Origin of the sequence: Maribacter polysiphoniae, assembly GCF_003148665.1 — a bacterium.
GTDB lineage: Bacteria > Bacteroidota > Bacteroidia > Flavobacteriales > Flavobacteriaceae > Maribacter_A > Maribacter_A polysiphoniae.
The window spans coordinates 132,588-152,270 of sequence record NZ_QGGQ01000006.1 but is presented as its reverse complement, the minus strand read 5'-3'; the positions used below and the strand labels follow the sequence as shown (position 1 = coordinate 152,270).

General features: G+C 42.2%; 17 protein-coding genes and 1 tRNA gene. 3 read left to right on the top strand and 15 right to left on the bottom strand.

Going from position 1 to position 19,683, the window contains the following annotated elements; genetic code table 11:
* Nucleotides 1–35 precede the first annotated feature (35 nt).
* From LX92_RS22980 to LX92_RS13620, 10 genes are all read right to left on the bottom strand, one after another.
* The gene (locus LX92_RS22980; protein ID WP_109651543.1) at nt 36–446 is read right to left on the bottom strand and encodes a response regulator transcription factor; all 411 of its coding nucleotides are present in this window, start codon (nt 444–446) and stop codon (nt 36–38) included.
* A 10-nt stretch (nt 447–456) separates the two neighbouring features.
* The gene (locus LX92_RS13660) at nt 457–1,395 is read right to left on the bottom strand and encodes a 2-hydroxyacid dehydrogenase (protein ID WP_109651541.1); all 939 of its coding nucleotides are present in this window, start codon (nt 1,393–1,395) and stop codon (nt 457–459) included.
* Nucleotides 1,396–1,494: 99 nt separating this feature from the next.
* On the bottom strand, nt 1,495–1,860 hold the full coding sequence (locus LX92_RS13655; protein ID WP_109651539.1) for a cupin domain-containing protein: 366 nt from the start codon (nt 1,858–1,860) through the stop codon (nt 1,495–1,497).
* Nucleotides 1,861–1,910: 50 nt separating this feature from the next.
* Nucleotides 1,911–3,263, bottom strand: coding sequence for a magnesium transporter (gene mgtE, locus LX92_RS13650; RefSeq protein ID WP_109651537.1), 1,353 nt, complete (start codon nt 3,261–3,263; stop codon nt 1,911–1,913).
* Nucleotides 3,250–4,119, bottom strand: a complete 870-nt coding sequence (gene rsmA, locus LX92_RS13645; RefSeq protein ID WP_109651535.1) for a 16S rRNA (adenine(1518)-N(6)/adenine(1519)-N(6))-dimethyltransferase RsmA — start codon at nt 4,117–4,119, stop codon at nt 3,250–3,252. Before rsmA ends, mgtE begins: the two co-directional genes overlap by 14 nt.
* Nucleotides 4,120–4,121: 2 nt before the next feature.
* Nucleotides 4,122–4,433 (bottom strand): DUF4286 family protein, encoded by a 312-nt coding sequence (locus tag LX92_RS13640; protein WP_109651533.1) that lies wholly within the window; start codon nt 4,431–4,433, stop codon nt 4,122–4,124.
* A 128-nt stretch (nt 4,434–4,561) separates the two neighbouring features.
* A complete protein-coding gene (locus LX92_RS13635; protein ID WP_109651531.1) occupies nt 4,562–6,304 on the bottom strand; it encodes a tetratricopeptide repeat protein in 1,743 nt (580 codons plus the stop codon).
* A 108-nt stretch (nt 6,305–6,412) separates the two neighbouring features.
* Nucleotides 6,413–7,684 (bottom strand): serine--tRNA ligase, encoded by a 1,272-nt coding sequence (gene serS, locus LX92_RS13630; protein ID WP_109651529.1) that lies wholly within the window; start codon nt 7,682–7,684, stop codon nt 6,413–6,415.
* A gap of 65 nt (nt 7,685–7,749) precedes the next feature.
* Nucleotides 7,750–9,081 (bottom strand): HTTM domain-containing protein, encoded by a 1,332-nt coding sequence (locus LX92_RS13625; RefSeq protein WP_109651527.1) that lies wholly within the window; start codon nt 9,079–9,081, stop codon nt 7,750–7,752.
* A complete protein-coding gene (locus LX92_RS13620) occupies nt 9,081–10,007 on the bottom strand; it encodes a bifunctional riboflavin kinase/FAD synthetase (protein ID WP_109651525.1) in 927 nt (308 codons plus the stop codon). The genes LX92_RS13625 and LX92_RS13620 overlap by 1 nt, the downstream gene beginning before the upstream one ends.
* Nucleotides 10,008–10,059: 52 nt before the next feature.
* Between LX92_RS13620 and LX92_RS13615 the strand changes: the two genes are divergently transcribed.
* Entirely contained in the window at nt 10,060–13,836 is a 3,777-nt protein-coding gene (locus LX92_RS13615) for a reprolysin-like metallopeptidase (protein WP_109651523.1), read from the top strand.
* Nucleotides 13,833–14,519, top strand: coding sequence for a hypothetical protein (locus tag LX92_RS13610; protein WP_109651521.1), 687 nt, complete (start codon nt 13,833–13,835; stop codon nt 14,517–14,519). Before LX92_RS13615 ends, LX92_RS13610 begins: the two co-directional genes overlap by 4 nt.
* On the opposite strand, the gene pth is transcribed toward LX92_RS13610, so the two are convergent.
* The 3 genes from pth to LX92_RS13595 all read right to left on the bottom strand — a co-directional run bounded on the left by pth (nt 14,516) and on the right by LX92_RS13595 (nt 16,831).
* Complete coding sequence (gene pth, locus LX92_RS13605) at nt 14,516–15,145, bottom strand: aminoacyl-tRNA hydrolase (protein WP_109651519.1); 630 nt, start codon at nt 15,143–15,145, stop codon at nt 14,516–14,518. The two genes, LX92_RS13610 and pth, sit on opposite strands and share 4 nt — an antisense overlap.
* A 78-nt stretch (nt 15,146–15,223) precedes the next feature.
* Complete coding sequence (locus tag LX92_RS13600; RefSeq protein ID WP_109651517.1) at nt 15,224–15,853, bottom strand: 50S ribosomal protein L25/general stress protein Ctc; 630 nt, start codon at nt 15,851–15,853, stop codon at nt 15,224–15,226.
* 36 nt (nt 15,854–15,889) lie between these two features.
* Complete coding sequence (locus tag LX92_RS13595; protein WP_109651513.1) at nt 15,890–16,831, bottom strand: ribose-phosphate pyrophosphokinase; 942 nt, start codon at nt 16,829–16,831, stop codon at nt 15,890–15,892.
* A 149-nt stretch (nt 16,832–16,980) separates the two neighbouring features.
* Between LX92_RS13595 and LX92_RS13590 the strand changes: the two genes are divergently transcribed.
* Nucleotides 16,981–17,061, top strand: a tRNA-Leu gene (locus LX92_RS13590).
* A 367-nt stretch (nt 17,062–17,428) separates the two neighbouring features.
* Here the strand turns inward: LX92_RS13590 and LX92_RS13585 are convergent.
* Complete coding sequence (locus LX92_RS13585; protein ID WP_109651511.1) at nt 17,429–17,836, bottom strand: response regulator; 408 nt, start codon at nt 17,834–17,836, stop codon at nt 17,429–17,431.
* A 1-nt stretch (nt 17,837) separates the two neighbouring features.
* Nucleotides 17,838–19,439, bottom strand: coding sequence for a sensor histidine kinase (locus tag LX92_RS13580; protein ID WP_109651509.1), 1,602 nt, complete (start codon nt 19,437–19,439; stop codon nt 17,838–17,840).
* Between the last annotated feature and the right edge of the window lie 244 nt (nt 19,440–19,683).

Genomic DNA, 19,683 nt, shown 5'->3' with positions numbered 1-19,683 from the left:
CCAAAATGGACATATTTGGTATTCTAGGGTAAAAATTAAATGATCTTGAGCTCATGGGCGATTTGAATGGCGTGTGTTCTTCTTTTTGCGTTCAGTTTAACCAGTAAATTGGATACATGTGTTTTTATGGTGCTTTCCGATAGGAACAATTTATCTGCAATTTCCTTATTGGATAAGCCTAATGCAACTTCCTTCAAGACTTCATATTCCCGAGGACTTATTTCCAGGGATTTTGTTTTTTCACGATTCACTCCCGTTTTGGGGAACTGATCTACATGAAGACTTTTTTTATGCAGGTAAACCCCGACCATAAAAAACACAAAGGCAACAATGGCAATAATGATTTCCGTGTCCATGCTTCCGGTCACCATTGCGTATTTACTGACTTGAAAAAGAAGCAAAAGGGCAAAAACCAATATCCCAAAAACCAGAACTGTTTTTTTCACAATCCTAAAGTTAACAAAATCTTTCCTTTATTTTATCGACGATGGTTTGTGCCAGTTTTTCTTTGCTCTCAACGGTCCAGCCGGCAACGTGGGGCGTAAAGAGTACATTCTTGGCTTTTATAAGGTAATCAAAGGCTTCAGGCATGTTGTGTTCATCGAACATGTCCTCGAACGATGATTTTTCATATTCCAGGACATCCAATCCGGCACCGAGGATTTTGCCCGATTTTAAATTCTTGACCAAATCCGACGTGATCACACATTTGCCCCGGGCGGTATTCAATAACCAGATCGGTTTTTGAAAGCCATTGATGAATTCATCATTGATCATGCCTATGGTCTCCGGTGTTTGGGGTACGTGTAAACTAAGGACATCGGTTTTTTGTTGAAGTTCCATGATACCCACCTGACGGGCGTTTTCATCACCAACACCGCCAACAATGTCATAACATATCACTTCGACGTCAAATCCCCTAAGTTTTTTGGCAAAGGCCTTTCCCATATTGCCGTAACCGATTATACCCACGGTTTTGCCATCGAGCTCGAAGCCCCGGTTGTCTTCCCGGTACCATTTTCCATTTCTTACTTCAAGGTCCGCTTTATTCAGTTTGTTCAAGAGGGAAAGAAGTAGGCCCAGGGTATGCTCACCGACGGCATTTCTATTGCCTTCCGGGGCCGAAGCCAAGAATATGCCTTTGCTTTTGGCGTGGTCGATATCAATATTTTCCAGTCCGGCCCCCACGCGTCCTATAAACTTAAGATTGGTGGCCTTGTCAAGGAATTTGGCGTCAATACTGAACCTACTGCGAATGATGATCCCATCATAGGTATGTATCCTCTTTTCGATCTCTTCCTTGGTTGAGGTATAATCCTCATCATTTTGGAACCCGAGTTCGGCGAATTGCTCGATCATCAACGGGTGATTGGTGTCTAGGTGTAATATTTTCATAAAGTAAAGATATAAAGTAGTTGCGACTCCCGCGAGGGGTTGGGTTCATTTTAATGGGGGATCGATCTGTATTTTTTTAAGTAGGAATCGTCATTGGCATTAAATTTTGGGATAATGTGTCCGTGTTTTTGCATCAGTCACGGTACCCGTATGTGCCGTGGCACATTTTTCGAACAGTAAGATCTGTACTTCTTCCCCGTTTTTGGTCATGGGGTTGTGTTCGGTACCTTTAGGGACTACAATAATTTCACCTTCATTGATCTCAACGGTTTTGTCCCTGAATTGCATGTAGAGTGTTCCTTTGATTACTTGAAAGAGTTCGTCTTCCTGGTCATGGGCATGCCAGACAAACTCCCCTTGTATCTTAGCCAAGAGTACTTGCATGTCATCTACAACGGCAATCTGGTGAGGATGCCATTGGGATTTAAATTCAGCATATTTTTCGTTTAAATTGATTGCTTTCATTCGTACGATGTTAGGTTCAATAGGATATACTTCAGTTCAGGGATTTCCAATCAAATGCCCAAGAGTATTTTAGCAATGGTGAAATAGATTAGAATACCGAAAATATCATTACTGGTAGTAATGAACGGTCCTGTGGCAATTGCAGGGTCAATACCTCTTTTATGCAAGAATAATGGGATAAAGGTGCCTATGAGTCCGGCTACGATAATGACCACGACCAATGATATGGAGATGGCCAATGAGGTTAAGAAATCACCTTTATAGACCCAAGTGAAAATCAGTAGTACGGTCGCTAGGACAACCCCGTTCAACATGGCCAAAAGCATTTCTTTTATCAAACGGCTTCCGACACCCCCTTTTAGATCATCATTGGCAAGTCCCTGTACGATAATGGCACTGGATTGTACACCCACGTTACCTGCCATGGCCGCAATCAGCGGTGTAAAGAAAAAAAGTATGGCATGACTACTGATCATATTTTCAAAGCTGCCCATAATGGCGGCAGCACCCAGTCCACCGACTAGGCCTAGGAACAGCCATGGAAGACGGGCCCGTGTAAGGTTCCAGATACTGTCATCGGCCTCTACATCCTGTGAGATACCAGCGGCCATTTGATAATCCTTTTCTGCTTCTTCCCGGATAACATCCACAATATCATCGATGGTGATTCGACCAACCAGACGATTCATTTCATCCACCACGGGAATGGCCTCCAAATCGTATTTTGACATGATTTTGGCGACCTCCTCCGGTTTTTCATTTACACTGACCGAATCTACCTTGGGGATATAGACATCACTGATATGGCTTTTTGTAGAGGTGGTCAGTAAATCCTTTAACGACAATCTACCTTTCAATTTATCATTGTCATCGACCACATAGATCGAGTGTACCCGGGTTACATTTTCGGCCTGGGCGCGCATTTCCTTGACGCAGGTAAGTACATTCCAGCTTTCACGGACTTTCACCAACTCCTTTGCCATGAGTCCACCCGCCGAATTCTCATCATAACGTAACAGGTCAACAATATCCTTGGCGTGTTCCCTATCCTCAATTTCAGAGATGACCTCATGAATGATTTCCTTGGGAAGTTCCCCAACAATATCCGCCGCATCATCGGTGTCCAATTCTTCGAGCTCTCCTGCAATCTCTTTTGCCGAGAGGTTGTTCAGGATGGCTTCACGAACATCCTCATCGAGTTCGGTAAGGACATCAGAGGTTTTGTCACTATCGAGAAGCTTGATCAGGTAAGTGGCGTGCTCCTCACTGAGTTCGTTGATGATTTCAGCGATATCGGCATAATGCACCTCATTCAGAAGCGATTCCAAACGGGAATTCTTTTGGTCCTCTATCAGGGCCTCTATTTCTGATAGAAGCTCGTCTGTGAGTTTAAATGGAGTCATTCGCAATTTTCTTTGTCAGCCCAATAAAATCAGCTACCGCCAATTGTTCGGGGCGTTGATCAAAGATAGCATCTTCTTTGAGAATATCTGAAAGCTCAAAGCTTTTTAAGCTATTTCGAAGTGTTTTTCTACGTTGGTTAAAGGCTGTTTTTACAATCCTATAAAATAACTTTTCATCACATTCGAGATTGAAATTTTCTTTTCTGGTAAGACGAAGAACGCCCGATTGTACTTTTGGTGGAGGGTCAAAAACCTCGGGTGATACGGTAAAGAGATAGGTGGCATCATAATAGGCCTGGGCCAAAACAGAAAGTATGCCATAGGTCTTATTTCCTTCCTTGGCACAGATACGTGCCGCCACTTCTTTTTGGAACATACCTGAGAATTCAGGAATCTGATGGCGCCATTCCAACATTTTAAAAACAATCTGGGTTGAAATGTTATAGGGGAAGTTTCCTGTAATGGCAAAGGGTTCCGCAGCAAAGAGGGATGATAGGTCATATTTGAGAAAATCGGCCTCAAGAACCTTAAAGGTGCTGTTGTTGCCCAAGATCTCGGGATGCTCCAAAGAAAAACTCTGGTTGAGGTAGGTGACAGACTCCGAATCCAAGTCCATAGCTACCAAATCGATTTCATTTTGTAAAAGGTATTTGGTCAACACCCCGGTACCGGGACCGATTTCCAGAACATTGCGGTATCCTTCAAAAGAGAGGGTATCTGCAATCTGTTTGGCTATGGTCTCATCTTTTAGAAAATGTTGCCCTAAATATTTTTTGGCCTTTACGGGGCCATGATCCTTGTGGAATTTCGGATTCTGGTTATAGGATTTTGAGCCCTTTTTTTTTCTTTTACCCATATTTAGTGTTCGCTTACAACTTCCAGTTCTGTTCGAAATGAAACAAATTTATCGGAAAACAATTTTACGGCTTCCTTCCGTAATGCGGGGGCGTGTTCGTCATAATACGACTGTAGTGTTTTCCTGTCGATAGTTGTGAATTGTACGGCATAGGTGATACCTCCCATGTCCTCTTCCATCATTACCCTGCACATTTTGGCGGAAAGGAATTTCCCGGTAGCCAATACATCCGGAATATGGGTGTCCTTCATCCAAGTAAGCCATTGGTCATGTACCGATTCGTCAATATTCGTTGTAACGTTGTATATATACATTGTCCGCTCTTTTATCCTCCCAAAGGGGAAGTTTAAACTTGTTTAATAATTATATAGAAACCCAACTGTGTATTTTTTCATGAACATAGCAATCATTCCTCCCACATGGAAGGATTTAGGATGGGCCTTTAATTTATACTATCGCCCCTAAGCATCCTGAAATTCTTTCGTGCTTGGGGAAAATAATAACTGTCTTGATAATTGTAAATGATCTTTTCGTACTGTTCCTTCGCTTTTTCGGGTTCGTTCAATACATTTCTATAAAGTTCCCCAAGGGCGAATAAAGCATCGTCGGCTAAAATGTCGTTGGCATAGAATTCCGTTATTTTTTGGTAATTGAACTTGGCGGCTTCATAATCCTTGAGTCCCACGAGGAGTTCTCCCTGTTTAAGAAGTGCCTCATCCTCGATTTTTTCTCCCTTGTGGTTTTGAAGGATGTCGTCTAGCACGGCTATAGCCTCTTTTGTCTTTTTTTGATAGGCCAGAAGGTCGGCTCGCGCATATTTTTTAAGGGCTATTTGTGTCGAATCTTCCAAGGAGTTGTCCGCAATAAGCAAGCTTAATTGCATGGCATCATTGGCTATCAGCTGTGAGGTGGAACTGCGCAGCACTTTCAATTGGGTAAGGGCCCAATCAAAATCCCCTTTGTAAAAACTCGTTTGTGCGACCTTGAATCTCGCATTTTGTCCGAGTACGTCATTTTTGAGGCTTTTTTGTACCTGTGAGAAGTAGATAAGGGCCTCATTGAATTTTTTGTCGAAAACCAGAATATCCCCCAAAGCCAGCTTAACATAGGCTTTGCCCCGTGTGTTCAGGGGTAGTTCCAAGCAGTTTTTAAGAATCCCAATGGCAGGCTCGGGACTGTCCTGTCTAAAAGTCAAGAAATTCGCATAGGCAATTTGAAGTTGCAGCGTTTGGCTTTTGTACCCATGGGTAGCGATGAGGTCTTTGAATTGTTGGTCAATGCCCGTCAAGTTCTTTTTGTCCTCTTCCAACAATTGAATATCGATCAAATTCAATTGGGCATTCAATTGGGTAATCTCATCCACCGATTTTTCTGAAATATATTCAAAGATCGATTTTGCTATTTCGGTTTCATTGTCGTTCAAGGCGAGATTCCCGAGGTTCTCGAGGCGTTGAATGGTTCCCCCATCCATACGTTTAAAAATGGCTTTTTCCTGCCTAAAGGCACTATTGTATTGCTTTTGTTGAACAAACAACCAACTTAGAAGGTCGTTCCACAACAAATTCGGGTCTTGTTGGGCGTGTTTTAGGAGGGCTTTTTTTAGTTTTAGGTTGTTTTCGTTTTCGGGATCGACAGAGATAAAGTCATCGATACTTCGGAGTACATTCGATTTGGAGGTCTTGCCATTGACAAGTAAGTTCAAATAGGAATCGTACATTTTATCAATATTCCCTTGTTCCCCATAAATACGGGCCATTTGATAATTATAATCTAACGTGGGGTTTAATTCCATCGCCTTTCTATAGGCGCTTAACGTATAATCCAAAAGTGAATATTCCTGAAAACGCTGGGCTATCGCATAACCGTGGTTGGGATTCTTCTCAATATCCAAAAGGGCTTGTTGGTAGTACTCCGAAGCTTTCTCCGGGGCATTTTGCAAGGCATGGTTGTATCCCAATTGGATCAGTAGGATGGGATGGGTATTTCCTTGCCCTATTTTCTCGAGCAGAAAATCCTCGACATCCGAATAGCGTTCCAACTGCTGGTAGCAGGCAATTAGTCCATCTGAATAATCGGTTATCCTTGGATTTTTTTTAACTAATTTTTCATAAAAAACCACGGCTTTTTCGAAATCACCATCATTGAAATATTGCTTTGCCAAAAAGTTATCCTGGGCGGAAGCCATTGGCGCACAGCAAAAAACCAAAATGATCAAGATTATTCTCAAAAGCACGTTTTTCCCAAAGATACGTAGAATGGAATAAGCCAATGTTAAGGTTTGCAAAAAACCGATTTAGTCGATCATGTCGAATCCACAATAGGGGACAAGTACATCAGGTATTTTTATACCTTCAGGGGTTTGGTAGTTCTCCAAGATTCCTGCCAAGACCCTAGGTAATGCCAATGAACTGCCATTCAAGGTGTGGGCCAACTGTGTTTTTCCATTTTCATCCTTGTACCTCAGTTTTAATCGATTGGCCTGGTAGGCTTCGAAATTGGAGACCGAACTGATTTCCAACCAACGGTCCTGTGCAGTGGAGAACACTTCGAAATCATAGGTCAGGGCAGAGGTAAAGCTTAGGTCGCCACCGCAAAGTCTCAAGATTCGGTATGGCAATTGTAAATCCCTTAAAATGGTCTTTACGTGTTCCACCATTCCGTCTAAAGCCTTATAAGAGTTGTTGGGGTGTTCCACACGGACAATTTCCACCTTGTCAAATTGATGTAGGCGGTTGAGTCCACGCACATGGGCACCATAACTACCGGCTTCCCTTCTAAAACATGGGGTATAACCGGTTAGGCAAATAGGAAAATCACTCTCGTTGATAATAACATCCCTAAAGATATTGGTTACGGGTACTTCCGCTGTGGGGATCAGATAAAGGTCATCGGCCCCAACATGGTACATTTGCCCTTCTTTGTCGGGTAACTGTCCCGTGCCATAGCCAGATGCTTCATTAACGAGCAGCGGCACCTGCATTTCGGTGTAGCCTGCCTCAGTATTCTTATCCAGGAAGTAGGCAATCAAAGCCCGTTGTAATCTCGCCCCTTTTCCTTTGTAAACGGGGAAACCGGCACCTGTAATCTTCACGCCAAGTTCAAAATCTATAATGTCGTATTTTTTGGCAAGTTCCCAGTGGGGTAAGGCAGAACTATCCAAAGTAGGAATGTCACCTTCGATAAAAATCTGTTCATTATCGTCCTCGGAGTTGCCGGCAGGAACCAAATCGTTGGGAATGTTGGGTATTTGATACAGTAAATCCTGTAATTCCTTTGCAGCAGTGTTCAGTTCGTCACCCAACCGTTTGGAGTCCTCTTTTAAGCCTCCCGTCTTTTCCTTTAGAACATTCGCTTCCTGCGCTTTGCCACTTTTGAAAAGCATCCCGATCTCTTTCGATAATTTATTGGATTCGGCCAAAGTGTTGTCCAATAAAGATTGGGTAGTACGTCTTTTTTCGTCTAATTGAAGTACTTTTTCCAATAATGGGGCAGCATCAATATTTCGCTTTTGTAGTGCAGCGATTATTTTATCCTTTTCTTCTCTTACGACCTGTAACTGTAGCATGGTATTTTGATTAAGAGGCAAATTTAAGGTTAATTGATCAATGTATCAATTGGGGTTCAACTATTTTATTTGGACTTGTTCCCAAAATTTGAAGGCAATATCCATTCGTGATGGCCAAAATGGTCCCATGTTTCATTGGCCAAATCGACTTTTGGGTCAATAAAGGCTTTATAAGGCTTTCCGTTGATACTTACTTTTGAGTTTACGGCATACACCGAAACGCTATTACCCTTCTTCTTTTGTTCTTTTTTTAGGTATTGGGAGAATTGCCAAATAAAATCGGGGTAGGCAGCAATTTTCCGCAATTGTTTTTTAGATAGGTGGTCTTTCAATTTCACCATATAGGCCGCGCCGTCAGCCTTGTTGACGACCTTGAATTGTATTTTGCCCGTACGGCTTCGTAACATCATACGCCAGCTCAAGCGATGCCCCTCCTCGGTCCATAGGACATCATCCTTTATAAAATGGTGTCGAATGGGCAGTAGCGCCTGGATCATAAGATAGATGCCACAACCTAGAAGTATCAAGCTTTTGTTGTGCGGGGCTTCGCAATTGTTTGCTGGATAGCCCTGCTTGCCTTTAAGGAAAATACGACGGATGGTTTCTGGTTCAAAAAAGAACACCGTAAAAGCCAAGGCCAGGTAAGGGAAAATCCCAATTTGGAAAATGATGGAATTAAGGAGATGAAAGAAAATCGATATGATGAAGGCAAACTTACGTGTTGGTTTCCACAGTAATGCCGGTATGATCAAGGCATCGAAAACGATTCCCGATACCCCAATGATCTTATGAACCCATGAAAGTTGTAATACGGGGCCGATCAGCGGGTAGTCCTTACGTTGTTGCATCAGGATGTCAATAATACCGAAATCGAGCCAATCGCCATATAGTTTGGCGATTGAGGCATAGGTGTACACCAAGAAGAGTTGTGCAACGATAATCCATTTCACGTAAGCGAACATGGTGTTGGTGCGTAGGGAAGGGTTTTGTTTGGCAGCTATGGATAATCCTGTGTTCGCCGGAAAAAAACACATTAAAAAGGAAATCAGGAACAACAGATAGTAGTGGTTGTTGTAGGACGATTTTTGCATGAGATATACGCCCAACCAAAGCAGTGTAAAACCGATGATACTAAATCGATATTTATAGCCCAGGGCAATAAAAACGCCAAAGGTCCCCATTACGAGAAAATAGAAATACATACCGTTGCCCGGTAAGGGTTGTAGCCAATCAAATCCAATAAAGTTAAAGGTGAATCGAGGAAGGATCAAGGTTTCATTTACCCAACCGGTAGCGATGGCCCCAAAACTTTCCAAAGCGATTAGAATTCCGAAGAAAACCCTGAAAATCAGTAAAGGTGCATTATCGATTTTGCTAAAAAGTAAACGATCGAACATTATTTGTTGAGTATGGCAAGTGATGCCTCTTTGTCTTTTTGCAATTGGATTCTCAAGGCCGCAACCGATTCGAATTTGTGTTCGTCCCGGATACGGGCCAAAATATCGACCTGTATTTTTTGGTTATAGAGGTCTCGGTTAAAATCGAAAAAATGGATTTCAATGCTTTTCTCCTTTCCCGATACGGTAGGGTTGAACCCGATGTTCATCATACCATAGACCCATTCATTGTCGATCTTGGACTGTACCACGTAAACACCGATTTTAGGTATTAATTTGTAGGATTCCTTGATGGAAAGGTTAGCCGTAGGAAAATCGAGGGTGCGCCCCAAACCTTTGCCTCTTCTTACCACACCTGTCAACATATAATGGTAGCCCAAATAATTATTGGCTGTTTCTATATCGCCGTCTTCCAGGGCTTTACGGATTTTTGTGGAACTTACCGATACCTCGTCGACTTCCTGGGCCGGAATTTCATCAACCTCGAAATCCAAGGCATTGCCAAAAGCTATTAAATCGTTGATATTGGCATCCCTGTTTCTTCCAAAGCGATGGTCATAACCGATGATTATCTTTTTTGCGTTTAGTGAGTTCACCAAAATGTCGCGCACAAATTCCGTGGCCGATAACCTTGAAAATTCTAAGGTAAAAGGATGTATTATTAGAAAATCAAGTCCTAAATTGCCAAGGATCATCATTTTTTCATCAATGGTGTTCAGTAATTTGATATCCGTGTCCTTTTGCAATACCATTCTCGGATGGGGAAAGAAGGTAAGTACGGTTGATTTTAGATGGAGGTCCTTGGCATTGCCAATAAGTTTGTTCAAGATTTTCCTATGCCCGATATGAACCCCGTCAAAGGTTCCTATGGTTATGGCCGTAGGGTGTTTTTTATCATATTTATCGATGCTTTGGACTGTTATCACTTATAATAAAAAATAAAAAGACTTATATTTGAATTTGATTAAAAACCCCTTAATGGTTTCAAAATTACGTCTTGTTTTTTCAATATCCATATTATTTCTTTCCTTTTACGGATATTCCCAACGTGATTATTGGAAGCAGGAATCTGCACAGACGTACTTAAAGGCATCGATTTCCAATCGGTTCAATGTTAAGAAAGCGAGCGTTTTTTCCTTTGATGATACCGTTTTCAAGCGGCAATTCAAACTCGGAAGGGAAGGTAAGTCCAAAACCATAACCGTGGGGTTTCCCAATGAGAAGGGTGAGCTTATTGATTACGCCATTAAGGAAACACCCGTATTTTCCAAGGCATTGGCCGACAAATACCCGAACATAAGTTCCTACACAGGTTATAGCTTAAAGAACGGTGAGGATAAGATACGGGTCAGTGTTTCGCATAAGGGCATTCAGGCCATGATCATCCATGCCGATAAAACGGGGAACACCTATATACAAAAAACCACAGGTAATGATTATATCGTTTATTCCCGTGAAGGGATTTCCGATATGGATACCTCTTTTGTCTGTGAGACCAAAAGTTCCGTAATCCAATCCATGCCTTCGCTTACCGCAAAGCAGGTAGATGATCAAAAGTTGCGGAAATTCAGGCTTGCCATCTCCGCGACAGGGGAATATACCACTTTTCACGGGGGTACGGTGGCAGATGCATTGGCAGCCATAAATGCCACGGTAACCAGGATCAATGAGGTGTTCGAATCCGATTTAGGGGTTACTTTGGAGCTGGTCGCCGATACGGATAAGGTCATTTATACCGATGGGGATACGGATCCCTACGGGAGTGATTTGAATTCGGAGGCGCAGAGTACGATCACGGATAGTATTGGGGCGGCTAACTTTGATATAGGCCATTTGTTCCATAAGGTTGAGAATAGTGATCAGAATGGAGGTAATGCGGGTTATATAGGGGCCGTTTGTGTCGACAATAAGAAGGCCAGTGGGTATTCTTCCAAAGAAAATCCTGAGGGCGATACGTATGATTTGGATTATGTTGCCCATGAGATGGGGCATCAATTCGGGGCAAACCATACTTGGTCTTTTGAATCCGAAGGCACCCAAGTCCAGGTAGAGCCGGGAAGTGGTACAACGATTATGGGTTACGCAGGTATTTCCGGTGTGAACAATGTCGCTATGAACGGTGATGATTATTTTCATTATTACAGCATATTTCAAATCTCCGAGTATTTGGATACGGTGGATTGTGCGGAAACCATAAATATTACCAATACCCCCCCTGTAATCGTTCCTGTGGCGGATTATGTCATACCGAAGTCGACCCCATTTGTGTTGACCGGTAATGCTACGGATGCGGATGTGGGTGATGTGTTGACCTATACTTGGGAACAGATTGATGATGGTGTGGTGACCCAATCCACTTTTGGGCCCACAAATCCGAGTGGGGCCAATTTTAGGTCGCAAAAGCCGTCAACGGAGCCCACCCGGTATTTCCCTAAGCTTTCAAGTGTGTTATCGGGGGACTTAACAGAAACCAGCCCTACCGTGGATTCGTCATGGGAGACCTTGTCCGAAGTGGAAAGGGAAATGAATTTTGCTTTAACCGTGAGGGATAATGCCGTGGGTGGTGGTCAGGTGGTGTTTGATTTGATGAAGGTTTCCGTCGTGGATCATGCCGGTCCCTTTCGAGTGGTTTCACAAGCCACGAGTCAAATTTATACGGCAGGTACGGTGCAGAATATTGTTTGGGATGTGGCCGGGACCAATATGGCCCCAGTGAATGTGCAGTCGGTCGATATCCTTTTGTCGATTGATGGGGGACTTACCTTTACCATACCCTTGGCAGAGGATGTACCCAATGATGGGGACCATAAAGTGGTTTTGCCGGGAACACCGACAACAACCGCCCGTATTATGGTGAAGGCTAGGGATAATATATTCTTTGCTGTGAACAAAACGGATTTTACCATAGAAGAGGCCGAAATAGTCTTGAATTTTACAGAGTTGGAATATGAGGTTTGTCAACCCAATGATCTGATTACCACATTCAACTATGAGACCCATTTGGGTTTTGATGAGGAGGTGACCTTTAGTGTGCAGAATCCGCCGTTGGGCCTGGATATTACCTTTTCCCCTGAAACAACTAGTGTTGATACCCTCGTCACCGTTACCTTTTCGAATACGGCAAGTGTGCCAGAGGCCCTGTACGACGTTGAGATTGAGGCGAGCTCCACCAGTGTCACAAAGAGTATTATCTTGGATTTAAGGGTGTATGACGACGTCTTTCCAGATGCTACGCTGTTGGCCCCTGCCGATGGAGCAATCGACATTTCCGCCAAGACCTTTTTGGAATGGGAGGATGCAGCTTCCTACACTTCGTATGAGGTGCAGATCGCTACTGATTTATTATTTACGGATATCATTGAGACCAGTACGGTTTTAGAGAATACCTATTCCCCCTTGAACCTGGATTATGAAACCGATTATTACTGGAGGGTAAAACCTATTAATAGTTGTGGGGAGGGTTCCTTTTCGGCCCCATTCGGCTTTTCTACGATTGAGTATAACTGTACATCGGTGGTGGCCGCCAAGGATTTGGAGATCTCTTCCATAGATACCCCAACCGTAACCTCGAAAATCGCATTTTATGATGATATGGCCTTGGCGGATATCAATGTTCATGTAGAATTGGACCATACCTATTTGGCCGATTTGGTGGTTAAATTGATTTCCCCTGCCGGGACCTCCGTGGTCTTGCTATCGAATTCATGTGGGGACCTGCAGAACATTAACGCCACTTTTGACGATGATGCCCCCAACTTCATTTGTAATGGCGACCCTGCCATCAGCGGGACAATAAAACCCATAGGGTCTTTAGGGACTTTTATAGGGGAGTCGCTTTTTGGGGAGTGGACATTGGAAATCAATGATACGGCAGCGTCGGATGGAGGCGTTTTAAAGGCTTTTTCGTTGGATGTCTGTATAGAGGGTGCTTTTAGGCCCGATGATGATCAGGACGGCGTTTTTGACGATGGTGACGATTTGTGTTTAGGAACACCCATAGGTGCCGAGGTGGATATAAACGGATGTCCCGTGTATCGATTTCCGAGCAATAACTTCACCGTTTCGTTACAAAGTGAGGCCTGTCGCGATAGTAACGACGGCGCCATCGCTATCACTGCATTGGAAACCCTTGATTACGACATTAGTGTGCGTGGTAATGGCGTGGATGTGAATGACGATTTTACCGATTCCTTTACTTTGGGGAATTTAATGGCGGGTACGTATAATGTGTGTATAGGAGGAACGGACGGTTTACAGCAATATGAGGAGTATTGTTTTGAGGTGGTCATTACACAGCCCGATGACCTGTTTGTGAGCTCCAAAACCTCCTATGAAAACGAATTGACGGTTTTGACCCTTCAAGGGTCTGACAACTATACCGTTGAATTGAATGGGGAGGTGTTGCAAACAAAGGCATCGGAGATAACCCTCGAACTGCAAAAAGGCAATAATTCGCTCAAGGTGTATACCGATCTACCTTGCCAGGGTGTTTATGAGGAGGCTATATTTTTGAGTGCGAAACCCGTGGTGTATCCTAATCCGTTTGTATCTTCCACTACTGTTTTTCTGGGTACGAGCGATACGAATGTACGTGTTGAGGTATTTACGGTGGATGGTAGATTCGTATGGGCCGAGACACATCGGTTCAACGGGTCGGAAGTACCCCTGGACCTGTCAACATTACCATCTGGGGTATATATTGTCAAATTCTCGGGTGAGCATATAAAAGGAACATCTAAAGTCATAAAACTATGAGGGTAGTTATACTGTTATTCTGTTTCTGTAGTGTCCTTCTGTTGGGGTGTAAAAAGAAAAGTACACCAAAATCCCCGGAGGCGGCCCTTTTGGTTTTCCCCGATAAAGATTCTGAATGCACCACTGGACGTGATTTGAATGATACAACAAGCGAGGTTGAGTTTAAATGGATGGCATCGGACCATACAGAGAGTTATGAACTTCGGGTGACCAATTTAAATTCCAATATAACACAAACCACTATTACAAAAAGTACATCCGCTAAATTGCCGATTGCCAAAGGAGAGCCATTTTCTTGGTTGGTACGGTCAAAGAACACCAATGTTAATGAAACGGCCACCAGTAGTACATGGAATTTTTATAATGCGGGGTCCATAACCACCTATGTCCCCTTTCCGGCCCAGTTGGTCAATCCCCAGAATGGGGCTTCACTTTTTAAGGATATCAATAATGAAATAACCTTGGAGTGGACTGCCGCCGATCTTGATGATGATATTATCGGATTCGATATTTATTTCTCTACGGAAAACCCGCCTGAGATCCTGGAAGCGTCCTTGGCCTCCACCAAAAGGGAAGAAACCGTCAGTGTAGGTTCCAATAATACCTATTACTGGAAAGTGGTTACAAAGGATGCGGAAGGCAATAGTTCGGATTCCGGTGTCTTTGCCTTTAAGGTGCTTTAGGTATTGTTGAAGTGGTTCATCGTAATTTTAACTCCGGAAAGAACAAAGGAAATAATTAGTTGGGATGACCTTTCCAACCGTTCGGGGAGCGCTTCCCTTTCTTTTTCGTTCCATTCCCCAAGTACATAGTCTACTTGTCTGCCCTTGCTGAATTCGGCACCTACACCAAAACGGAACCTGTTGTAGTTGACAGAGTTCAGATAAAGTTGGATATCCTTAAGTCCGTTATGGCCTCCGTCGCTACCTTTTGTTTTTAGGCGTATCGCACCAAACTCCAGGTTAATGTCATCGGTTACCACCAGGACATTTTCCAAGGGTATTCTTTCTTTGTCCATCCAATATTTCAAAGCTTTTCCACTTCGGTTCATATAGGTCGATGGTTTAAGGCAAAGTATATTCCTGCCTTTCACCTTGAACGATCCCACGTCACCCAATTTGACGGTTTCAAAGGTAAAATCCTTCTCCTTGGCCAATTGGTCTAAAATCTTGAATCCGATGTTGTGCCTCGTTTCGGCATATTCGCTTCCGATATTGCCGAGGCCTATGATCAAGTATTTTTTCATAGGTTCTGTTTCCTCCAAAAATGATTTTTTGTTACCAAATAGGGTCCTTAAAAACTGTATCATAACAATCTGTGAATTGTTATAAAAATACAAAAGCATCCCGAATATTCGGGATGCTTTAGACTTAAGGGTAAACCCAATTTATTCGTTGCTTTCAGCAGCTTCTGCAGCTGGGGCTTCAGCTCCTTCTTCTTCAACTTCATCCTCATCGTCAACCGTAACTGCGGTACGTGCAGTCTTAACTTGAACGACAACAGTGGTGTCGGGGTGTAAGATGGAGAATTTATCACTTTGCAATGACTCAACGGAGATGTTATCCGCGATTTTTAATTTGGATATATCAACATCAAAGAAATCAGGAAGATTGTCAGGCAATGCCTTAATCGTAAGTTTTCTTTTTCTAAAGAGCAAACGACCACCGTTTCTAACCCCTGGGGAGTTTCCTTGCAAACGTACAGGGATGTCCATGGTAACCTCTTTGTCTTTGAAAAGTTGATAAAAATCGATATGAATGATTTTATCGGTAACAGGGTGAAACTGTATGTCTTGCATAACAGCATCGATCTTGTCGCCATTGTCCAACTCAATCACAGCAGTGTGCGCGTTTGGAGTGTAAACCAATTTTTTGAATGATAATTCATCCGCTGAAAAATGTAATGGTTTTTCCCCTCCGTATACTACGCAAGGAACCTTTCCAGCATTACGTAAGGCTTTCGTTGCTTTCTTACCCACGCTTTCTCTTTCTGATCCTTTAATTGTAATTGACTTCATCGTTATATTTAAGATTAATAAAATACTCTTTTTTGTCTACATCAAGAACTTAGAACTTATTGATGTATTATGGTGTACCCTATGCATGACATCCGCGAACAAATCGGCACAACTGATTACTTGTACCTTGTCGCTCTTGATCTCTAAAGGAATTGAATCGGTGATGATCAACTCTTTCAATTGTGATTTTTCTATTTTTTCGTAGGCATTGCCCGATAATAGTCCGTGGGTGGTAATGGCCCTTACACTTAGGGCACCACGCTCCATCATCAAATCTGCCGCTCTTGCCAAGGTTCCGGCCGTATCTACCATATCATCTACCAAAACCACGTTTTTGCCTTTAACGTCCCCTATAAGTTCCATATGGGAAATGACATTGGCTTTGGCCCTTTGTTTGTAACAGATGACCACATCGCAATCCAAGGCTTTTGAATAGGCGTAGGCCCTTTTGGAGCCGCCCATATCCGGGGAAGCTATGGTCAAATTATCGAGGTTCAGTTTTTTCAAATAAGGCAAGAAAAGGGTAGAGGCGAATAAATGGTCTACCGGTTTCTCGAAAAAGCCTTGGATTTGATCGGCATGAAGATCCATGGTTATAATACGGGTCGCTCCTGCCGTTTCAAGCATTTTGGCAATCAATTTGGCCGCAATGGGAACCCTAGGTTTGTCTTTTCTATCTTGTCGTGCCCATCCGAAATAGGGCATTACAGCGGTAATATGTCGTGCCGAGGCACGTTTGGCGGCATCGAGCATCAACAACATTTCCATCAGGTTATCAGAACCCGGATTGGTTGATCCGATAATGAAGATACGGGCTCCACGAACGGATTCCTCGAAAGAGGGTTGAAATTCGCCATCGCTATATTTGGAAAACTGTACCTTACCTAAATGCGTACCATAGGACTTTGCAATTTTTTCTGCAAGTTTTGTACTCTGTGTACAAGCAAAAATCTTAGGTTCAGGTCTTTGGTAAGCCATGTTTAACGCGTTGTTTTTCAAATTATTAAACTCCTTTTGGTCGAAGGAGGTGCAAATTTAGAAATTTATTTGGGTTGCTAAAGGATAAATCTTGTTATTTTTTGTTCTTGAAAAGAAAAATTTTTATAGTTTTGCAGTCCTATTAAAATGCTCGAGTGGCGGAACTGGTAGACGCGCTGGATTCAAAATCCAGTTCCTTTGGAGTGCGGGTTCGATTCCCGCCTCGAGTACAAAGCCTTCAACGTTTGTTGAAGGCTTTTTTGTAAAAGATAATCTTGTGCGGGTTCCCCCGAAGTATCGGGGCCGCCTCGAGTACAGAAGAAAACCTCAACACACCATTAACGTGAAAGTTGAGGGTTTTTTATGAAGGATAATCTTGTGCGGGTTCCCCGAAGTGTCGGAGCCGCCTCGAGTATTGATACAACCGTAAAGACTTGGTTTTAAGTGTTTGCTGTTTTTTTATGGCCTTTTTGAATCAATTTTTAGAAAAAACCATACTGTAAACGAAAATGAACCTTTTGGCATTGCACGTTGGGAGAATTGGGGGCTTGGGTTAGCCTTGGTTTTTATAATGTCCTAAAGAGATCATTATTAAATTCACGAAATTTCCAAATTATCGATGATGTTAAGAAATTTCTCCTCCGTTATAGGTTTGACCAGATAATTTGAAACTTCCTCGATTTGTTTAGAAGCTATTAGGTCGTCTGGGTTTATCGATGAACTAAAAATATAAATCGGTATATTTTTATTGATTTTAGGTTTCAATAATTTGAACATATCCAAAAATTGCCATCCATCTATGATCGGCATATTCAAGTCCAGGAAAATTATGTCAGGCAGGTTGTGGGGATGCCCTAGGTTTTCTTCAAAAAAGTTGATGGCCTTTTCGCCATTAGAGTACGTCTGTATGTTTTTAGTTCTGTTCGTAGCATTTATGATCCGCTTTGATGCGAATCGATAAATATCATCATCGTCGATAATGGCTATGGTTTGGATCATACTCATTTTAAAAGATTATTTCAAAGGTTGCTCCTTTATTTACTTGGCTTTGCACGGTGATTTCCCCACCCATCGCCTCAACTTGTGCTTTGGTTATAAAGAGTCCAACCCCCTTTGCATCCGGATGTTTATGAAACGTCTTGTGTAATCCAAATAGTTTATGTCCATGTAATTCCAGGTTGATACCTAGACCATTATCGACAACTGAAAGTTCAATTTTATCGCTGTGGTTTTTGGATTTAAAGTGAATTTCCGGGGCTCTGTCTTTTGACCTATATTTTAATGCATTGCTTAAAAGATTGTGCATGATGCTCTCTAGGTACATAGAAGAATACTCTATGGTTGGGGCCTCAGAAAAATCCGATGTTACAACTGCACCGGACTCAATTATCTGACCCTGGAAATTTTCTTTTAATTTTGAAAATATATTATCAAAAACCAATGTGGTCTTTTCCTTCTTGGAACTATGCCTTATGGTAACCACTTGCATCAAGTCTTCCAGGGTATAGGAAAGGTTATCAACTGTATTATGGAAATAATCCATCAACTGATCTTTTCCTTCAATTGATTCTTCTTCCCTATAGAAACCCAATAAGGATTTGAGATTTCCCAAAGGACCCCTAAGATTGTGTGATATGATATATGAAAAATCCTCTAATTGCTTATTTTGGGTCGTTAGATACTTGGTACGCTCCCTTATTTTCGACTCTAAATTAATATTGTCTTTTTTTATTTTGTGTTGGGCCGCCTTTCTTTCATTGTCGATCTTGTTGAGCAATTCTTTTGTAGACCATAGCGCGTACAGCAAGATCAAGGTAAAACAGGTGGAGAATAAGGCTATTCCGAAATCGACCGTGATTATCGCTAATCTTGATAAGATTAGTTGGATAAAACCGAGTACTAATATTGCTGGCAGAATTTTTCGGAATAAATTCAAGGCCATGACATTTCCGATCTGTTTTTCGGTAAACATCCCGGTTATTCCCAATTTTGGATTGAACATGGTCGTAGAGACGGACATGATAAAAAGTGTAACCGAGGTATGTAGTGCCATTGAAGTAAAGAATGACAACTTGTATAAGGAAGGTACATTGAATAGATACCCTATGATTGCAACAAAGGAAAGAAACGAAATTAGGTGTAATCCGTATTGCGATATTTCCCTATTTCCTATCCTGTTAGATCGAATAAGAAAGAAAACCAATCCGAATAAAATGAAACAAAAGGAAGTTATAGGGGATGGTCTTCCCGGTGCCGTATCATCACGGAGTAACGCTACCTCATCATTAATAAAAAACTGATCGATCCCAAGGTCAATGATCAAGATGTCCTGTATTAGGGAGATAAATGCAAAAACAGCTAAAAGGATTGAAAAAAACCTTATCGTTTTATAAGATTTGTATTCAATCAAAGAAATTGTAATCCCGCCGGAAAGTATAAAGAACAAGGCGGTATTGAACTTCATGGAAACATAACCGGGAATAATGGTCATGAGAACTTCAATATCAAATGCCCATCCTAAGAGAACGACCAATCCAAGGAGGATTGCAATTAGTCCCACCCAAAATTGAATGGTGTAATCCTTAAGTTTGTTTACGGTTTTGATCAATGATGGTTATTTGGGTTGAACTTTCTGGTGTTGGATTTTAAAAACATCGGATGTTTATTTCCCAGTGTTCTTTAAGTCATTTTCTTAAGAACGGTTTCGCATGGATTAAATTGTAGGAATATTCATATAATCTGTTTCTAACCAACTGCATCGGAAACAATTCTTACTATAAGGGTTGTGCCTGTTTTGAATGAAAGGGTACAATTAAACAGTTCCCATATGAAAACCAAAGGGGTGTTCTTAT